The sequence below is a fragment of the Chryseobacterium proteolyticum genome, assembly GCF_046591535.1.
Lineage (GTDB): Bacteria > Bacteroidota > Bacteroidia > Flavobacteriales > Weeksellaceae > Chryseobacterium > Chryseobacterium proteolyticum.
On sequence record NZ_JBJLWK010000001.1, the window covers coordinates 421,060 to 440,290 of the forward strand.

Consider the following 19,231-nt stretch of genomic DNA (forward strand, 5'->3'; position numbering starts at 1 on the left):
TTTGAAGTATGGAACAACAAATCTATAAAGGGAAACTCACAACGTTTCATTGGTTAAAAATAGCGAAAAAGGAAGAACTGACCAAAAATACTTTCTCCCTGGAATTTGAGATTCCCGGGAATTTACAGAAGACTTTTGAATTTGAAGCGGGTCAGTTTGTCAGTATTAAATTTCAGTCCCATGGAAAAGATATCATCAATGATTATTCAATGACATCGGCTCCTTACGAGAAAAAAATTAGCCTGGGCATAAAAGTAAATTCTCCTGTAGGAGCAACAGCAGAACTGTTTAAAAATTATAAGGTTGGAGATGAACTATTGGTAAGTGAACCGGGAGGTCGATTTACTTTAATATCTAAACCCAGTGAATTCAGAACGATAGTCGGTTTTGCTGCAGGAATCGGGATAACCCCTGTGTTAAGCCATTTTAAAAATATTCTTCATAATGAGCCCAGAACGCGACTGTTTTTGTTTTTTGGAAATAAAAATTCTGACGAATTAATCTACCGGGATCTTTTGGATAATCTGGCCAGAACTTATGGCGACAGATTACAGATATTTTATTTCTTTTCGCAGGAAAAAACACTGGATCAGCTTTTTTATGGAAGGCTAGATGCGAAAAAGTTAAACCTGATTATCAATCAGATTTTGCACCTTGATGATACAGACGAAGAATCCACCATCTGGGATGCAGTAGATGAAGTTCTGATCTGTGGAAAAGGGGAGATGATAAAAACACTGGCCAATGCCTGCTACCATCATGGAATCCCGAAAAAAAATATTCATTTTGAACTTTTTGAAGAGTTTAATGATGATATTTATCCTATAGAAAAAGAGTTTCCGTTGATTGAAAATGTGGAAATCGATTTTAAAATATTGGGAAAAGACTACAGTACCCATCTTCCGGATAACAAGGATAAAATTCTGCAGCAATTGCTGGTTCAGAAATTTCCTGTTCCTTATTCCTGTAAATCCGGAATTTGCGGAAGTTGTGAATGTTATTTGGAAGAAGGAGAAGTTGAATTACTAGAGAATGAATATTTAACGGAAAAAGAAGAGTTGCAAGGGAAAATATTAGCATGCATGTCTATAGCAAAAACAAAGAAAATAAAGCTTAACTTTGATCTCATTTGAGAGCTGTAAAAAACATATTCAATCTTATTCTCACATCAATAGAAATTGGAATTCTAGTGATATGTTTGGCTAATGCCTGGGTTTTTGCCCTTACTAATGGGAGGACCTATACCAAAATATCAAAGATACCACCTCGTGAGGTCGCTCTGGTTTTAGGTACTTCACCTAAGATGAGATCCGGACTATCCAATCCTTATTTTACGAAAAGAATGGATGCTACTGCATTATTGTATCATCATGGGAAAATCCGTAAAATAATCGTAAGCGGTGAAAAAAGCAAAGGTTATAATGAACCGGCTGCGATGAAAAATTATCTTGTTTATCAGGAAGGAGTTCCTGAAGAAATCATTATTGAAGATCCGAAAGGCTTCAACACATATAAGAGTATTTTACGTTGTAAAGATGTTTACAAAAAAAGTAATGTTATTATAGTATCTCAGGGGTTTCATAACCTTCGGGCCCTATTTTTCGCAAGAAACAATAATATGAATGCACTGGGATTTGATGCACAGGATGTAAATAAACCCGAAAGCTACTACAGAAATCAGTTTAGGGAGATTTTCGCAAGAATGATCGCTGTAGTCTATTTCCTGTTGGGAATTTCTCCTGATTAGAAAGGATATCCAAATGCTACATTCAATGTAGGTTTAAAAGGCTGGAAATCTTTGAATCTCCATCGGTCACCGGTAGGTTTATTAGGATCATAGATTTTATATGCAAAATCAAGCCTTAAAGTGATGTATGCAATATTCACCCTTAATCCGAATCCACTACCGATACCCACCTGGCCTAAGAATTTATTGAATTTAAACTCATCGCCGTATCCATCATTATAATCCCTGAGACTCCAGGTATTCCCAATATCGGTAAATAGCGCCCCTTCATACATATCGTTGAAAGGCAGACGATATTCAATATTTGTAGTAAGCTTTAAATTATCTGTCATATAAGTACGAACTCTTTCATCAATCTGAGAGTCAGCAGGACCTAAGCCTCCAAAAGCAACCCACGCCCGGATATCATTGGATCCTCCGTTGAAATAAGACCTGATAACAGGCATCGATGAAGAGTTTCCGTAAGGTATTCCTACTCCTACGAACTGACGAAGTACTAAAGTCTGATTCCCGTTAAACTTAAAGTACTTTCTTACGTCAATATCAAATTTTACAAACTGTGCATAAGGCACTCCAAAAATTGTTCTTTGAGGACTTGTGATTACACCTCCGCCATCATTTCGTTTTTGATTAAAAATGCTTAATATATTACCAGCCAACTCTACCTTTCCATTAAAGTAGAAAGCGTTAGGATAATCCTTCTTACCGATTTCGTTATACACATAATTATAGATCATGGAAGAAATCAGAACATCCTGGGTTTGCCTGTCTTTATTGACAAGAATTCCTGTAAATGCAGTAAAAAGATCCGCACCTGCCTGATCTAAAGAATTACGGTAGGCATTATCAGTGACAATCTGTTGAGATACTTCATCTACTGAAAGCTGTCCGGATAAAAGCTTGGCTTTCGTTGCTGCACCTTGCGGGCTGTTTTGAAAGTAATTCTCAAATATTTCATCTTTTAGATCACGATCGTTTGTAAAGTAATCATAATAAGCCGATTTATTCTTTGTTAAACTTAACTGTGTATTAAAAAGGGTCAGCCTATGGGATACTTTATCATTAACCGTAGCGAGATAATTAAGGCCGGTATTGAAGTTAACTCTTCCTAAACCGATATTATTTTGTACAGTAGCCCCCAGAACAATTGATGATGTAGGGCTGTATCTTTTAGGAATCAATTTATAATAATCAAAAGGTAGTAAAAGTCTTGGGAAATTCAGGGAAGCCTGTGCTGATAATTCATAGGCTAATATCCGCTGACTGATATCTTTGGTGCTTCTGATAGAACCAAAAGTACCCGCCAGACTTGTCGAAAGGTTTTCTGCTCCTCTAAAAACATTTCGGGTAGTAAGGTCTATGGAGGGAGAAATCCCAAGATTTAATAACTGCGAATAATTGATATCCGTTCCTACTTTTAATTCATATTTCGGAAGCGGTTTAAGTATATATAATACATCAATAATACTATCATTCGGAGAGCCTTCACCTCCGTGTCTTAAGGAATCTTTTGCTTTCAGAATGCTAAAGTTATTCATAGACAGGAGATTCCTTTTGGTAAGGTCAAGCTTTTTCTGATCATAAATCTGTTTGTTTCCAACTATGATATTTCTCCATACGGAACGGGTTGTATATTTATTATCAACCTTATGGAACCGTATTCCTCTTAAGCTGTCTTTGGTTGTATTTTTACGGTATTCTGATGCTTCATTAACGATCGCTACGTCTATATTACCAATAGTTGCCCTTTTATAAGGAGTATCAATGGAATCTTTATGAATTTCAAGGGTCAGAGGAACCTGTTTTCTGCTTTTAAGTGAATCGGCGACAAAATAAATTTCATCATTGGCACTATTGAATCTGTAATACCCATAATCCCTCATGATTTCATTAAGTCTGGTAACTTCTTTTTCAAGAACCGTTTGATCAAGTACCTGTCCGGATCTGATGAGGGTTCCGTTAATTTTCTGCTGGTAAAGATTATGGAGAACCGGATCCGGAATATTGTAATAATATTCTTTAATATAAGTAGGATCATTATGTGTAATGAAATACGTAACAGCCGCTTTTTTTGCTGCAGAATCTATTTTGGTTTTAAACTTTACTTCTGCATCCCAGTACCCTTTGTAAGTAAGTCGTTTTTCAATGGATTCGGCTCCTTTTTCCACTTTTGTTTGATCCAGGATAACAGGAGGTGAACCCCAGTTGTGGTATAACCTGTCTAATAAAAGGCTTTTTCCCACACTACTTTTCATATTGTATTTAATGAAGAGCGAATCCCTGAGCTTTTGCGTTCGCATTTCGCTAGGGTAGGTCATGTATTCATTAAGAATAGTGTCATATTTAGGATTGGCGGCGTTGTATAATAATAAGCCTAAAGGCATAAAAAGGAATTGCTTCTTATTGGGTTTTTGCTGAACATAACCCTTTAGCTCTCCATCAAATGGTTCTTTTTTATCAGTAAAAGTGAATGTGTTCTTCGTAAGCAAATATTCGCCATCGGGAACTTTCTTTGTGGTGCTACAAGCATAAAGAAGAGTAACAAATGTTGCAAATGATATAATTTTATAATATTTTTGAGGAGAATTCTTATAATGCTTACAGCTCATACAATAAAAATTTTACAGTCTTTAGATAAAAAGAAGTTCCGACAAAAATACAATTTGTTTTTGGTTGAGGGTAATAAAATCATTTGTGAACTTCCCAATTCTAACTTTAAAATTAAAGAAATATTATCTACAGATCCAGAGAAAATTAAATTTTCTGACGTTCCTATTATCCATATATCTGAAAATGAGCTGAAAAAGATCAGTTTTCTTAAAACACCTAAAGATTCCGTTGCCGTTTGCTATATGAATTCTGAGAAAAAGATGGCAGACCCGGATATACAGATTGTATTGGATGGGATTCAGGATCCCGGAAATCTGGGAACTATAATCCGTTTAGCGGATTGGTTTGGGATAGAACAAATTATTTGCAGTGAAGATACGGTGGATTTTTATAATCCCAAAGTGATTCAGGCAAGTATGGGCTCTTTTACAAGAGTGAACATGGTATACTGTAATCTTACCGATTATCTTTCGAATACAGAGAATGTAAACATAGGAACCGATATGGAGGGAGAAAATATATACCAATTTGAGAAGCCTAAGAAACTAAACCTGATTTTAGGAAATGAAGGAAATGGAATGCGACCGGAAACGGAAAAGTTGCTTCATAAAAGTATTAGTATTCCTAGGTTTGGTACATCTCAGTCAACGGAAAGTCTTAATGTATCTATGGCAGCCGGAATTATATTGGGACAATTGTTTTCTAAATAGATTCCAAAAGTCAGAGGTTAGCTGGATTAAATTTTAAAGATAACCTTTAGCTAACTTCTAACCTCTGGTTTGTTATTTTTATATTAATTGCTCCATGCTGGACACACTTTTATTTTTCTGATAACTTTCAAGCTTTTTTCTGACAAATTTTAATGCAATTGGCGCAAGATAAATCATAGCCACACCAAGCAGTTTCTTTTTCCAATTAGAACTACGCATATTTTTCTTTGCATAGTTTCCAACAAGAGCAGTAGCACCTAACCTGATGATACCATCCAGTGCATTACCCTTGAGCGCTGAGCTTGCAATACCCATTGCTGTATTTTTGCTGATAAACATATCTTTCACCTCAGAAGTAAGCTGTTTGGCAATCACATCCTTTCTCAGGACTATTTTTTCATCACCGTCTTCATCTACTTTTTCCTGAAGATATTGATCCGTTAAACCATTGGTAAATGCGCTTAAACTTTCTTTTGTATTCTTGAATGTAAGAAGGTTTTCCAAATCATCAAGTTCTGCCTTCAGTAACTTCTTCTTTATTCTTAATTCTTTCAGACTTTCATAGTTTCTGCTCATAGTTTAATGATTTAAAAATTTAATAACCTGGTCCGCTACGGTATTTACAATTCTCTTTTTAAACAGAACAACAAGAATCATTATCAATAAGTAAAATGCAGCTACAATAAGGAATCCGTAGGAGTAGTTGTCCAACGCTTTACCGATAAGAAATGCAATTCCAAAGTTGAAAAGAATAATAAAAAAAGCAAAAGCAACAAGCAATACGACCAGATAGGTAATCATACCTGCGGAGAGTGATGACTTTTCGGTAGCTTCTATTTTAAGTAGATCTATTCTCTTAGATGCATATTCTTTAAGAGTTTCTATCATCTGTTTTTCTTTAAAGTTACAAAAAAAGGAACTTTAATGCAAAAAGTCCCTTTCATAATTTAAAAATTAATTGAAATTATTACTATTTAAGATCGTTTAATTCTGCTTCTACATCTTTTACTACATCTGTAGTTTTAGAAACAATCTGATCTTTATATTTATCGTATCCATCTTTTACGGTATGAGCAACACTGTTTGCTGTTTCTTTAAAAGTAGAAGATATATTGTCATACTGATCTTTTACTCTTTCAGAAACTTCTCCGTATTTTGTTTTAGCCTGATCTTTAAGATCGTTAGCTTTTGTTTTAATCTTTTTTCTCGTTTCTTTTCCTTCTTCCGGCGCATAAAGCATTCCAAGTACTACACCTGCTGCTGCTCCAGCTAGAAGTCCCGCTAATATACCTGCTGTATTGTTTCCTTTTCTAGACATTTTTCGTTTTTTTTTAATAGTTAAATAATATTAGTTTTTACTTTGTTAAATATTACAATTAATATACCAAATGAGCCTATGGCCCTATTAAAAATTGTTAAATCTTTTGGATATAAGACAGTATGGCTTCGATGGTTTCTTCTTTAGAAAGTTCGGTATTGTCAATAACAATGGCGTCTTCAGCTTGTCTTAACGGAGCGATTTCTCTTTCACTGTCAATTTTGTCTCTTTCGATAAGATTTTCTTTTACCTGCTGCTCGTTTGCTTCGATATTTAAACTCAAAAGTTCGTTGTATCTTCTTTTGGTTCTTTCATCGATGCTTGCCGTAAGGAAGAACTTAAAATCAGCATTGGGAAGAACTACGGTCCCGATATCACGGCCGTCCATTATAATACCTCCTTTTTCGGCAAGGGAACGCTGGGATTGTAATAAGAAATCCCTTACTTCCTTTTGTTTAGCTACAAGGCTTACATTGTCAGAAACTTCATTAGTTCGGATCTCCTTTGAGATATCATTATGGTTCAGATAAAGAACCAGTTCACCTTCATCATTTTTAAATTCAAGCTGGATCTGATCTAATGATGAGAAAAGTCGATTAAGGTCAATAGAACCTTTTTCGTCCTTACAATTTTGCAGGGCAAACCAGGTAACTCCTCTATAAAGCGCTCCGGTATCCAGGTGAATAAGTCCTAATTTATCGGCAATGACCTTTGATATTGAACTTTTTCCGGTAGAGGAGTATCCATCGATAGCTATTACAGGTTTTTTCATACTGCAAAGTTCAAGATTTTTTTTAAAAAATCAAGGAAATGGAAAATTAAATATTGAAAAAGTTTAATAGCGATGCCCGCTAAGGTCCATAGATATTCCTATTTGATTCACATTGGAAGAGTTATGGTATCTTACATGAGCGTAATCTACACGGAATCTTGAAATTTTAATTCCAAATCCTCCTGATAGTCCAGAGAAATTTCTTTGGTCAGCTACAGCCAGTTCATTTCCTCTTTTCACATTATATCCTAATCTGATATTAAAGTTTTTCTCCGGAAATAATTCTGCTCCAATAGAAAAGTGATCTGCAATTTTTCTTCCCACATTCACTTCCTGACCATCTACGTTAAACGGAGATGAAATATCGAATTGTTGTAAATCATGGGCCGTAATTGTAATGGCAAGTGGAATAGCCTTTAAGATTCTCGTATATCCCAGATCAATACGAAACGGAAGGTTCTCACGGGTGCCATTAAAAGATTTGAACTGATATCCGAAATTTCTTGCGACAAGAGAGAGAACTTCTTTGTTTTTTTTATTATGGTAAGTAATTCCGGCAGTTCCTGAAATAGCAGAAGAAGTATAGGTATCTATTTTTGAAGTAATAAAATTAATACCTCCTCCAATGGTCCAGTCTTCTTCAAACTGATAGGCGTAACCAGATCCGATGGCAACATCGGATGCGTTGAATTGTCCGTTTTCAAAACCACTTTCATCAGTCCTTGGAATATCACCATAACTCATATATCTGGCGTTGATTGTAGCCATGTGGCCATTATCAAAATCTTTAGCAAAAGCAATCGTTCCGTATTTGGAATCCGCAAGATATGCTGCTCCGTTCACAGAAAGTTGTTTGTCTGAATCTTTATTAAGTAAGGCCGGATTTGCTATAGCAAAGGAAACATCATAATCTCTTATAGTAATTGCATCGCCACCTAATGCAGCCTGTCTGGCAGATACGGGAATGTTTAAGAAAGGATAAACATTTGTTCCCGTTTGTGCATAAGAAACAATTCCTGACAGAAATAATGAAAGAATGATAATTTTCTTCAATTCAATTTATAATTATTGCAAAAATAATCCTTTTTTGTAGTTGTCAAAATATTTCTAACATTATTTACAGCTAAATATTTTTCTTTTTTCAATATTTTTAATGATTATATTTGCAAAATCAAATTTCAGGGATATAAACCCTATTTAAAATTTATTAAAAATTAAAGATGAAATATAAAAGAATCCTTCTAAAACTTAGTGGTGAAGCCTTAATGGGGAACAGACAATATGGTATTGACAATGACAGACTTCAGGAATATGCTGTTGAAATAAGAAAAGTAGTAGATAAAGGTTGTGAAGTTGCCATTGTAATTGGAGGAGGAAATATATTCCGTGGGGTAGCAGGTGCTGCAAAGGGAATGGACAGAGTTCAGGGCGATTATATGGGTATGCTTGCAACAGTGATTAATGGAATGGCTTTGCAAGGTGCTTTGGAAGACGCCGGTATTAAAACCAGACTTCAATCTGCTATTGAAATGGACAAGGTAGCTGAACCATTCATTAAAAGACGTGCAGTAAGACATTTGGAAAAAGGAAGAGTGGTTATTTTCGGAGCAGGAACCGGAAACCCTTATTTTACAACTGATACTGCAGCAACATTAAGAGCCATTGAAATTGGTGCTGATGTTATTTTAAAAGGAACAAGGGTAGATGGAATTTATGATAGTGATCCTGAAAAAAATGCGGACGCTGTAAAATATAATTCTTTATCTTTCGATGAAGTTTTCGAAAAGAATCTTAAAGTAATGGATATGACTGCATTTACTTTAAGTCACGAAAATAAACTTCCTATCATCGTATTCGACATGAATAAAGAGGGGAATTTAGTAAAGATTGTAGACGGAGAAAACGTTGGTACTTTAGTGGATTTATAGTCAGTAAAGTAAATAGATAAAGAGATTTAAAAATTATTTATTGTTGATCACATACCACTAGGTAAAGATCATCGTTTATAAATGTGTAATTTATCAAATTTTAAATATATAATGGAAGAATTAGATCTAATAGTAGAGTCTGTAAAACAGGACATGGAAGCGGCTATTAAGCACCTTGAACATGTATTTCAAAGAATTAGAGCCGGACGTGCTTCTACTTCAATGGTTCAGGATGTGATGGTTGAATATTACGGAGCTCCAACTCCGATCAACCAGGTTGCTAATGTTTCGGTTCCTGATGCAATGACGATTTCTATTCAACCTTGGGACAGAACAGCAATCAATGCTATTGAAAAAGCTATTATTAATTCAAACTTAGGTTTTGCACCTTCTAACAACGGGGAGAATATTATTTTGAATGTTCCACCTTTAACAGAAGAGAGAAGAAGAGATCTGGCAAAACAAGCTAAAGGAGAAACCGAACAGACAAAGATTGTCGTAAGAAATGCAAGACAGGACGGTTTGAAAGAACTTAAAAAACTTGAAGGTGTTTCTGAAGACGTTATTAAAGGCGTTGAAGAGGACATCCAGGCACTTACTGATAAGTATGTGAAAGCTTGTGATGACCACCTTAAAACAAAAGAAGCTGAAATTATGAAAGTGTAACTTTCGCTTTAGAACATATAACATATACTAAAACAGGCCTCATAATGAGGCCTGTTTTTTTATTGTCAATAAGGTTGAAGGTATTTCTACTATCTGAAAATAAAATCATTAGAATGATTTGGAAACCGGAGCCTTTCCCTTTTAAAAACGCTCCGGAATTCCGGAGCGTTTTGTTATTGATATCTTTTATGTTCTTTGTTTTTAGAAAACCTTTTGGTAATAGGTTTGAGAAATGCCTTGTATTTTTCAGCGTCAAAGAGTTGCGAATCCGTTAATGCTTTATAGGTCATAATCACTCCAAACGGGAACAGTATAATATTAGGGAGCCATGCTGCCAGATATGGATTTAATGTTCCTGCCCAGGCAAGGTTTTCCATTCCCACATTAATCACATAGAAAATAATAAATATAACGATGGCAATAATTACGGGAACTCCCATTCCTCCTTTTCTGATAATGGAACCCAAACTGGCACCGATAAGGAAGAATATGATACAGGTAAATGAATAGGAGAGTATTCTTTGCTGATAAATAACAACTTTACTGAAATACTTAACATTGGGTTTGAAATCATTGGCTTTACCGTCTAGGGTGGTTTTCAGATTATCCAATCTCGTATAGGCATTGTAGATAATCTCCATCTTCCTGTTTCCTTTTACCGTATCCAGTTTTAGTTGTTGTTTAACCGGAGCTTTGGATTTATTGTTTTTATCCATATAGCTGACGGTGGAGTTGGTCTGGTTCAAAACATCGTCCGTGACGGTGGAAAAGAATCTTTCGTTGTCTTTTTTATTAAGATCAATAGTTTTATTAAGCTGATTGAATGTCTGAAAACGGTAATCATCGGTGATCTGCTCTTCTTCGATTGCTTTATTGATGAGCTCGCTAATGTCAAAATGCGAAACAAGAGTATCAAATTTAATAGCCTGATCCGGTTGCTTTAATCTCACATTTTCACCTTTCCCTGCAAAATTATCTTCAAACACATAGCCCTTATAAAGCTCAAGTTTTAAGTAATGGTTGTTAGCTGCGGGAATAAATTTCCCTTTTTCAGCGACAATAGACTGCTGGTTTTCGAATGTGCTAGCTTTTCTGTGAACAAAAACACCTTCAATACTATTGTCTTCGTGGATTTTATCAAACTTAACCATATAACCGGGTATCTGATCAATAAACTGCCCTGGAGTAAAGTTAAGAGCGGGTTTTGTCTGAGCAATATTGAAAAGCATATTTTTCGCTTTTCTTTGAAAATCCGGGATAATATTATTAGAGAAAAAGAACAGCATTATAGATAATATGGTGGTGACCCCAAAAAGAGGAACCATAACCCTGGTTAATGAGATTCCGGCGGCTTTCATAGCTGCAAGCTCGTAACGCTCCCCAAACTCACCAAAAGACATGATACTTGCTAAAAGGATCGTAAGAGGCAAAACCATACTGATAACACTTACCCCCAAATAAAAAAGGAGCTTAATAATTTGCCAGTAGCTTAATCCCTTTCCCATAAACTGCCCTAACTGAACCCAGATAATGTTTACAATAAATATGAAAAACAATACACTGAATATAAAGAAAAATGGTCCGAAAAAGGTTTTTATGATATATCGGTCTAGTATTTTTAACATTCGCCAAAATTAATGAAAAAGCCACAAAGTTTACTTTGTGACTTTATAAATTATTACTTTTTTAATTACAATTCTGTAATAACGTAATTTTTAAATTTATTCTTATCGAAAACAAACATGTTAGGATCTAATTCCTGGTTCTCCTTGTATTCCTTTATGGCAATTACTGCAACATCTTTGTTGCTTCCATGCTGTTCAAGTTTCACCATCTGTTTCTTAGCTGAATCTACAAACAGATAAACATAGCTTAATCCATTAGGCTTAACCGGAGTAAGCTTGATCAGATCAGCACTTACACCATTGACCACTTTCTTTCCTCCATATGCTACATTGTAATCATTTCTGTAGGTAGAAAGGTAATTGATAGGGGAGAACATGGTACTGCTTCCGTTAGGTTTGGCAATCGTTACTTCCATGTCGTCAGCATTAATATTGTAGATCTTGCTACCATCGAAAATCTGTTCTGTATCCATGATTTTCAATTTATATTTATCACCTGATGAGTAATAGATTCCAGGCTCTGTTTTAGCAACCTTGCCATTGACACCGCTTCCAAAAGAAAATTTAAAATAGGTATTCTTTTTAGAATTATAATTGGAGGTGATATCATCCAATATCTTTTTAGCTTTTGCATCTATTTTCTGTGCATTGGATAATCCAACAGCTCCTACCACAAATCCTCCTAATATAATTTTCGAAACTATGTTTTTCATTTTTTTATTTTAATATTCTTTAGACATTTTTCCACTTCAAAAGTTAAACATTATGGCATGTTTTCCTTTATTTACGCAAATCTTCCAAAAACTGTTCCAAAGAATGAAGGTCGCTAATAATCACTTCCCTTGCTTTAGCGCCATTAAAGCCTCCTACAATACCACTAGCCTCCAGCTGGTCCATAATTCTTCCCGCTCTGTTATATCCTAATTTAAGCTGTCTCTGAAGCATGGAAGTAGATCCCTGCTGAGTAGAAACAATAATTCTGGCTGCTTCTTCAAACAGTGCATCTTTTTCGTTAGGATCGAAAGAACCTACTGAACTTGTTGCATCTTCAGAAACGTATTCAGGAAGAAGAAACGCAGAAGCATATCCTTTTTGCTCGCCAATAAATTCTGCAATTCTTTCCACTTCAGGCGTATCTACAAAGGCACATTGCAGTCGAAGAATTTCATTTCCGTTAAAGTAAAGCATATCCCCCTTACCAATCAGCTGATCAGCACCGGTAGAATCAAGAATTGTTCTTGAATCTACACTTGAAATTACCCTGAATGCTGCTCTTGCAGGGAAGTTTGCTTTGATCATCCCTGTAATTACATTTACGGAAGGTCTTTGGGTAGCAACAATGAGGTGAATTCCTACCGCTCTTGCCAGCTGTGCCAGTCTTGCTATCGGTAATTCTACTTCTTTACCTGCTGTCATAATTAAATCGGCAAATTCGTCAACCACCAGAACGATGTATGGTAAGTAACGGTGTCCGTTTTCAGGATTTAATTTTCTTTCAGCAAATTTTTTATTGTACTCTTTTAAATTCTTACAAAATGCATTTTTAAGTAAGTCATATCTGTTATCCATTTCAATACAAAGAGAATTCAGTGTATTGATTACCTTATTGGTGTCCGTTATGATGGCATCATCCGTATCCGGAAGTTTTGCTAAATAATGTCTTTCAATTTTTGAATATAAAGAAAGTTCCACTTTTTTAGGATCAACCATTACGAATTTCAGTTCGCTTGGATGTTTTTTATATAAGAGAGAAGTAAGAATTGCATTAATACCTACTGATTTACCCTGGCCTGTTGCACCTGCCATCAGTAAGTGTGGCATTTTTGATAAATCGGCCATGAAGATCTCGTTGGAAATGGTTTTTCCAAAAACAACAGGTAGATCCATGTCTGTATTCTGAAATTTGTGCGAAGCGATTACAGAGCGCATAGAAACCATGGTAGGATTCTTTCTTGGAACTTCAATTCCAATGGTTCCTTTTCCAGGCATAGGTGCAATGATCCTGATCCCCAAAGCTGAAAGATTCAGGGCAATATCATCCTGTAGTTTTTTAATGGCGGATACCCTGATTCCTGCTTCAGGCACAATTTCATATAAGGTTACTGTAGGTCCGATGGTTGCCTTAATTTCAGCAATACCTACATTAAAGTTCTTTAAAAGACCAACAATCTTATTTTTATTCTCTTCTAATTCTTCTTTATTGATTGAAATCTCCTCATTACCATAATCTTTTAGTAATTCCACCGGAGGCATTTGAAACTTGGCCAGATCTAATTTGTGATCATACAGACCATGTTTTTCTACTAGTTCCTGAGATTGCTTTTCTGTGTCATCTAAAACATCAATTACAGGAGCAATTTCAACATTGAACTTAATATTTTCCTGCGATGGAGTAGATGGTGTAAGATCAAAGGCCTGTTCCGGAGTTGAAACCGGAAGACCTGGTTTGGTATTAAGATTAAGGTTGATCGGCTTAGCATTGTTATCATCTTCAAATGAAGTATGATTAGGAGTAGTAATGGTTTCCAGGTTTGTAGATACCGGGACCTCAGGAAAACCTTTAGGTACCTTTACCGGTTCCTGTTGTTTCACAGGCTCACTCATATCCGTAACCGAAATATTAGGATGATTGTCGAGTGCTTCTTCTTCCAGCTCTTCATCAGCCTCAAAGTTTTCGTCAGAACTAGGCATCATGGATTTTACCTTTCCGATCGTATTTTCATTAATATTATTAAGTTTTGCTTTGATGGAACTCGGACGTAAATTAAACTCAAGGATAAAATATAAAGCTATACTTGAGGCCAGTACCAACCAAAGACCAACAGTTCCTATGATTGCATTAAGCGAATCCATAATCTGGTAGCCATAAACGCCTCCCAAAACACCTTGTCCTTTTGTAACAGCTCCCATGAAAATCGGAACCCAGCAGATAAAAAACAACGAATGACCTATTGTTTTCCAAGGTTTGAAAATTTTCTTTTTTAAAATTAAAGTTCCGAAAACAAGGAAGAGGAATGCTATAATAAAAGAAGCTACGCCAATACTTTCAAAAATGAAAATATTCCCGAGCCAATCTCCAACTTTGCCAAAAATATTAGAGGATTGTATACTTTTATCAAGCATGGTTCCTGCCTGGCTCTGATCTGCCTTCCAGTTCATTAAATATGAAATGAATGAAAATATAAGTACGACAGAAAAAAGTATAAAAGTAAGCCCGAAAAATATACGGGGTTTCGATAGAATTTTGCCTTTTTCAGACATGTCTTGCTGCTTTGTTTGTGTCTTTTTGTCCATAATATCAATGTGGGCAAATTTAGTGTTTTTTCAATATTAAAATAATCTTTTTTTATTCAAAAGCATTTTACAATAACTCTATGATCCTTTTCAGACATCAGAAAATCCTGATTATTGAATTTGATTCTAAATAATATCAAATGAAATTAAAAACTCATATAAAAATGAATAATTTTCTATTGACAAAATTTTATCATTATGAAATTATTAATTGAAAAAAAAAGAATCATTATCAAATATATTAACAATCATTCGGTTATTCTGTGGTTAAATTGTATTTAAAAAGTATATTTTTATTAAAATAATTTATAAATTTACACTAAGGTAATATTAAGAAGCATTAATTATTTTGTTGATATTATTTACAGACATTACTTATTGTTTAAATATTCCACAATTTTTGTCTAATTTAAAAACACACATATAAATGAAAACAAAAAATACTTCCCAACATATAAGTATTATTTCAATACTATTATCTTCTTTATGATCTTGTTATTAATTCTGGATTATTGACCACATTACTTACCATGAGTATTTTGGCTGATTTCTAGTTTCACCATTGCCGATTATTTTTTTTTGAGATAGTCGGGTCATATCAATGAATATACTTACAAACAATTAAAAGAAACATCAATGAGAAAGCAATTATTATTTACAGCAATGATATTCAATTCATTATTGTGGTCTCAATCTCCCGGAGGCGTTTCTGCTAACCTTCAAATATGGGTAAAAGCAGATGCCGGAACGAATACAACAGTAGACAATACGCAGGTTGCTATATGGAATAATCAAAGATCAGGCGGAATTAATGGTATTGCCAACCAGGGGATGCCGGGTTATTATGCGGATCCAGGTGTAAATGCAAGACCAGTCTACAGGACAGCAACCTCTATTCCTAATTTTAATTTTAATCCTGCAATTGAAATTACGAGTACCAATCAATATAGATCGGGATATAAATTTCCGGGAGGATTTCCAGATAACACCACAAATGCACTGACCTCCTATACATTTCTTACAAGAACCGCTTCTGCCACCTATAGATCGGTATTTGTAATGAATGGTGTAACAAGAAATTCCAATGTATCTCCAATAGCAGGAGTGTGGCAATCTCCATTTTTCGGGACCCGCACCAATCGTCCAGAATTTTATAATGAAAAAGAATCCGGGGATGTGTTTTTTGGAACAAATACTATAAATACTGTTAATACACAGTTTCCAAGTATACAATCATTTTATAATGAGTTGTCCGGAGGAAACATGAATTATTTTTTTGATAATAATGCGCTTGCTTTTGGCAATCCTTCCAATAATGTATCTTCTACAAGCAACTACCCGGGAATGGTTCTTTTGATGGATAATGACGGGGGATCTGGTAGCAGTTCGCTGGAAGGAGATAGGATTGGAGAATTTATTTTATATTCTGGTACACAGACAGCTGTAGAAAGGCAAAGTGTAAATTCTTATTTAGCTGTTAAATATGGAATTACTTTGCAGCAACCACTCAATTACATTGCCTCCGACAAGACTACTGTTACCTGGAATTCTGGACTGAATACCAGTTTCAATAACAACATTTTTGGGATGGCAAAAGATGACGATACAGCATTAAACCAAGTGGTTACAAATAGCGTTAATCAAAACAATAATAGCATGCTAATCGTATCAACCACGAATGATTTTGTTTCGGCAAACAATGCTGCAGGTAGAACAAGTTTTTCGCAAGACAAAACCTTTCTTATAATGGGAGATAATAATAATCAATCCTTAACCTTACTCAATTATGGTATAGCTCCGGGAAAGATTATTCAGAGGACGTGGTTAGCACAAAAAACGAATGACACGGGTTCTTCCTGGCTGCAAGCTGACCTTACTAATTATACCAGTATTGTGGCAACAGATAAATTATACATGATTGTAGCTGATAACAGTGGACTTTCACAGAATGTACAATTTATTCCGGCAACAAGTTTTACTGGAGGGAAAGCTGTATTTAATTATTCGTTTCCTGCTAATAAATATTTTACCTTCGGAACCAATATTCAAACGTATTGTACCAAAGATCCGGTTACAGGGACACCAAACAGTATGACAAAATTTGGTATTACAGGACTTCGTGAAATCCTGCCCAACTGGCCAACCAATATTCCTAATGGTTTTATAGCATTAGAGTCAAAAGATAAAGGTTTTGTTATTACCAGAACAACTTCCGCAAATATTGCTGTTCCGGTAGAAGGGATGCTGATTTTCGATACTACAGATAATTGCTTTAAACTGTATAACGGTACTTCATGGAACTGTATTATTCGGTCTTGTAATGACTAACCCTAGACAGATGGCTTAAATTTTAAAATTATAAAATAGAAAACATGAAAAATATATTAGCTATATTAGGATTGCTTGGAATTGGTTTTATCCACGCCCAAATAGCGATCGGTAAGCAAACAGTAGACGGAGATGGTATTCTTGATTTCGCTTCAGGTACAACTAACGGAATTTTACTTCCTATTGTAGAAACTCTCCCAGGTAACGCTGTTGCTGGAACTCTTTTAATGGATAAGAATGATAAGGTCTTAAAAATGAATATCGGCTCCGGCTGGGTGAATATGAGTGATCCCGGGTCCACTACAAATGTTATATTTAATACGAGTGCCGAAACAGCGGGAAATAACAGAGTGATTATAGGCTCTTCTACTACAAGTGCTCCCGGAGTCCTTGTTTTGGAATCTGCCAATAAAGCATTGATTTTACCCAAGGTAGCTAATCCTCATCTTAATGTGAGAACCCCGTATCCGGGGATGATATGTTATGATACCGTCAGTAAGACAATAGCTCTGTTTGATGGTTTGAAATGGAATTACTGGAAATGATCAGACTCAATTCATAGGAAGAGTAGACCTCTACTTTATTTATAAAATTGCCCATTATATCCTTGTGGGCATTTTTTATGTTTTTTTCCAATCCTGGAAATATTTAATAAGACTTTCCAAATTGGTTTTAGAAAAATAGTAGATCTACACAGTTTGATATTCGGCATTAATTTGAAATGTCTGTGGCTTGTACTTTCTTTTTTGAACTAGTTCAAATGCTATTTGATGATACCTCCTGTAATTTTGTACCATCAATTTATAATAAATGAAAAACATATTCAAAAAGATGCTGACGATATGTATAGTATTCGTTACACTTTCGTCTGCAAAAGCACAACAAAATAACATGACAATGGAAAACACGGCATTATTAATCATCGATGTACAAAACGATTATTTTCCCGGAGGAAAAATGGTTTTAGAAGGGGCAGAAACTGCAGGTAAAAATACCAGTAAGGTGTTGGAATATTTTAGGAAAAATAATCTGCCAGTCATTCATATTAAACATATAGCAACCAATGAAGGAGCTGATTTTTTCCTTCCGGACACAAAAGGTGCTGAAATTCATAACCTGGTTTTACCAAAAGGGAATGAGAAAGTAATCATCAAACATTTTCCAAATAGCTTCAGAGAAACAGAACTTCTTGCCTATTTAAAAGAGTATAATATTAAAAATTTAATTATCACCGGAATGATGACCGATGTATGTGTGGAATCTACTACAAGAGCAGCTTTTGATCTGGGTTTCAGTAACACGATTGTGGGGGATGCAACGGCAACAAAGAACAGGGAGCTGGATGGAGAAATTATAAAAGCAGCAGATATTCAGAAATCTTTCCTGGCGGGTATTTCTTCATTAGGAAATTTATACAGCAGAATCATAAGTACAGAGGATTTGCTGGCAAGTAAATAAGATTAGTTTAAAATAAGGATACCGGTCATAATATCGGTATCTTTATGTTTTAATTTTATACGATGTCTGACCTACTTTATCATTACATCAAGCAATATGTCGATTTTTCTGAGGATGAATTTAAAAGATTTTCCGAATCTTTTAATAAAGTTCAATTTCCGAAAAATGATTTTGCGCTGAAAGAGGGAAATTACTGTCTTTTTGAAGGGTTTGTTACAAGCGGCTGTTTTAAAGTGTACTATCTCAACGAAAAAGGGATGGAGCAAACATTATATTTTGTAGTGGAAGGATGGTGGATTACGGATATAGATAGTATGATCAATCGTGTTCCCAGTATCTTAAATATTCAAGCGCTGGAAAATAGTGAAGTTCTTATGGTTTCAAAAGAAAATAAAGAACATCTTTACAAAACCATTCCCTGGGTAGAGAAGCTTTTCAGAATCATGAATCAAAGGTCTTCAGTGGCACTACAGAGGAGGATTCTTTCTTTGACCGGTAAGACGGCAGATCAGCGATATATTGAATTTCTTGAAAAATATCCTGGTCTCGAACAGAAAATTACACAGCAACAGGTCGCATCATATCTTGGTATCACCCATGAATTTTTAAGTAAAATAAGGAAAAAAATAAGCCTTCAAAAATAGACAGACTCGATGACCTGTATAGCTTTTTTTCATTCTTATAATCGTAGTTTTTAGTTTTAAATTTTCTTTAATGTTTTGTGGCTTATTAAGAATAATTCAAAATAAGTAATATAGGCTTTAAAATGATAAAA

18 protein-coding genes are annotated in these 19,231 nt (G+C 35.0%); 9 read left to right on the top strand and 9 right to left on the bottom strand.

The annotated features are described in order from the left end of the window. Window positions 1-8 precede the first annotated feature (8 nt). Together ACJ5H0_RS01810 and ACJ5H0_RS01815 are read left to right on the top strand one after the other, a co-directional pair. Window positions 9-1,133 carry an iron-sulfur cluster-binding domain-containing protein gene (locus ACJ5H0_RS01810; protein WP_411246911.1) on the top strand — a complete coding sequence of 375 codons (1,125 nt, stop codon included), beginning with the start codon at window positions 9-11 and terminating at the stop codon, window positions 1,131-1,133. After that, window positions 1,130-1,747 carry a SanA/YdcF family protein gene (locus ACJ5H0_RS01815; RefSeq protein WP_172283116.1) on the top strand — a complete coding sequence of 206 codons (618 nt, stop codon included), beginning with the start codon at window positions 1,130-1,132 and terminating at the stop codon, window positions 1,745-1,747. Before ACJ5H0_RS01810 ends, ACJ5H0_RS01815 begins: the two co-directional genes overlap by 4 nt. On the opposite strand, the gene tamL is transcribed toward ACJ5H0_RS01815, so the two are convergent. Continuing rightward, window positions 1,744-4,356: a translocation and assembly module lipoprotein TamL gene (tamL, locus tag ACJ5H0_RS01820; RefSeq protein WP_172283114.1), complete on the bottom strand. Its 2,613-nt coding sequence runs from the start codon at window positions 4,354-4,356 to the stop codon at window positions 1,744-1,746. The two genes, ACJ5H0_RS01815 and tamL, sit on opposite strands and share 4 nt — an antisense overlap. Between tamL and ACJ5H0_RS01825 the strand changes: the two genes are divergently transcribed. Then, the gene (locus ACJ5H0_RS01825) at window positions 4,342-5,067 is read left to right on the top strand and encodes a TrmH family RNA methyltransferase (RefSeq protein WP_411246912.1); all 726 of its coding nucleotides are present in this window, start codon (window positions 4,342-4,344) and stop codon (window positions 5,065-5,067) included. The genes tamL and ACJ5H0_RS01825 overlap by 15 nt on opposite strands. Before the next feature lie 78 nt (window positions 5,068-5,145). On the opposite strand, the gene ACJ5H0_RS01830 is transcribed toward ACJ5H0_RS01825, so the two are convergent. From ACJ5H0_RS01830 to porQ, 5 genes are all read right to left on the bottom strand, one after another. Beyond that, a complete protein-coding gene (locus ACJ5H0_RS01830; RefSeq protein ID WP_172283110.1) occupies window positions 5,146-5,643 on the bottom strand; it encodes a phosphoribosyl-ATP pyrophosphatase in 498 nt (165 codons plus the stop codon). Window positions 5,644-5,646: 3 nt separating this feature from the next. After that, window positions 5,647-5,955 (bottom strand): phage holin family protein, encoded by a 309-nt coding sequence (locus ACJ5H0_RS01835; protein WP_172283108.1) that lies wholly within the window; start codon window positions 5,953-5,955, stop codon window positions 5,647-5,649. 82 nt (window positions 5,956-6,037) lie between these two features. Further along, window positions 6,038-6,385 carry a YtxH domain-containing protein gene (locus ACJ5H0_RS01840; protein WP_172283107.1) on the bottom strand — a complete coding sequence of 116 codons (348 nt, stop codon included), beginning with the start codon at window positions 6,383-6,385 and terminating at the stop codon, window positions 6,038-6,040. Window positions 6,386-6,482: 97 nt separating this feature from the next. Further along, a complete protein-coding gene (gene cmk, locus ACJ5H0_RS01845; protein WP_172283106.1) occupies window positions 6,483-7,157 on the bottom strand; it encodes a (d)CMP kinase in 675 nt (224 codons plus the stop codon). Between the two features lie 63 nt (window positions 7,158-7,220). Beyond that, window positions 7,221-8,210 carry a type IX secretion system protein PorQ gene (gene porQ, locus ACJ5H0_RS01850; RefSeq protein WP_411246913.1) on the bottom strand — a complete coding sequence of 330 codons (990 nt, stop codon included), beginning with the start codon at window positions 8,208-8,210 and terminating at the stop codon, window positions 7,221-7,223. A 167-nt stretch (window positions 8,211-8,377) separates the two neighbouring features. On the opposite strand from porQ, the gene pyrH reads away from it, so the two are divergent. Beyond that, window positions 8,378-9,085, top strand: coding sequence for a UMP kinase (gene pyrH, locus ACJ5H0_RS01855; protein WP_172283104.1), 708 nt, complete (start codon window positions 8,378-8,380; stop codon window positions 9,083-9,085). Window positions 9,086-9,196: 111 nt separating this feature from the next. Then, window positions 9,197-9,751, top strand: coding sequence for a ribosome recycling factor (frr, locus tag ACJ5H0_RS01860; RefSeq protein ID WP_172283103.1), 555 nt, complete (start codon window positions 9,197-9,199; stop codon window positions 9,749-9,751). Between the two features lie 173 nt (window positions 9,752-9,924). On the opposite strand, the gene ACJ5H0_RS01865 is transcribed toward frr, so the two are convergent. The 3 genes from ACJ5H0_RS01865 to ACJ5H0_RS01875 all read right to left on the bottom strand — a co-directional run bounded on the left by ACJ5H0_RS01865 (window position 9,925) and on the right by ACJ5H0_RS01875 (window position 14,670). Continuing rightward, window positions 9,925-11,376, bottom strand: coding sequence for an LptF/LptG family permease (locus ACJ5H0_RS01865; RefSeq protein WP_172283102.1), 1,452 nt, complete (start codon window positions 11,374-11,376; stop codon window positions 9,925-9,927). A gap of 65 nt (window positions 11,377-11,441) precedes the next feature. Next, the gene (locus ACJ5H0_RS01870; protein WP_172283101.1) at window positions 11,442-12,089 is read right to left on the bottom strand and encodes a LolA family protein; all 648 of its coding nucleotides are present in this window, start codon (window positions 12,087-12,089) and stop codon (window positions 11,442-11,444) included. Between the two features lie 67 nt (window positions 12,090-12,156). After that, on the bottom strand, window positions 12,157-14,670 hold the full coding sequence (locus ACJ5H0_RS01875; protein WP_411246914.1) for an FtsK/SpoIIIE family DNA translocase: 2,514 nt from the start codon (window positions 14,668-14,670) through the stop codon (window positions 12,157-12,159). Window positions 14,671-15,306: 636 nt separating this feature from the next. On the opposite strand from ACJ5H0_RS01875, the gene ACJ5H0_RS01880 reads away from it, so the two are divergent. The 4 genes from ACJ5H0_RS01880 (at window position 15,307) to ACJ5H0_RS01895 (ending at window position 19,100) form a co-directional block, all read left to right on the top strand. Next, window positions 15,307-16,998 (top strand): hypothetical protein, encoded by a 1,692-nt coding sequence (locus ACJ5H0_RS01880; protein ID WP_411246915.1) that lies wholly within the window; start codon window positions 15,307-15,309, stop codon window positions 16,996-16,998. 44 nt (window positions 16,999-17,042) lie between these two features. Next, window positions 17,043-17,543, top strand: coding sequence for a hypothetical protein (locus ACJ5H0_RS01885; protein WP_411246916.1), 501 nt, complete (start codon window positions 17,043-17,045; stop codon window positions 17,541-17,543). Window positions 17,544-17,808: 265 nt separating this feature from the next. Continuing rightward, a complete protein-coding gene (locus ACJ5H0_RS01890; protein WP_411246917.1) occupies window positions 17,809-18,456 on the top strand; it encodes a cysteine hydrolase family protein in 648 nt (215 codons plus the stop codon). A 62-nt stretch (window positions 18,457-18,518) separates the two neighbouring features. Continuing rightward, window positions 18,519-19,100 (top strand): Crp/Fnr family transcriptional regulator, encoded by a 582-nt coding sequence (locus ACJ5H0_RS01895; RefSeq protein ID WP_411246918.1) that lies wholly within the window; start codon window positions 18,519-18,521, stop codon window positions 19,098-19,100. The last annotated feature ends 131 nt before the right edge of the window (window positions 19,101-19,231 follow it).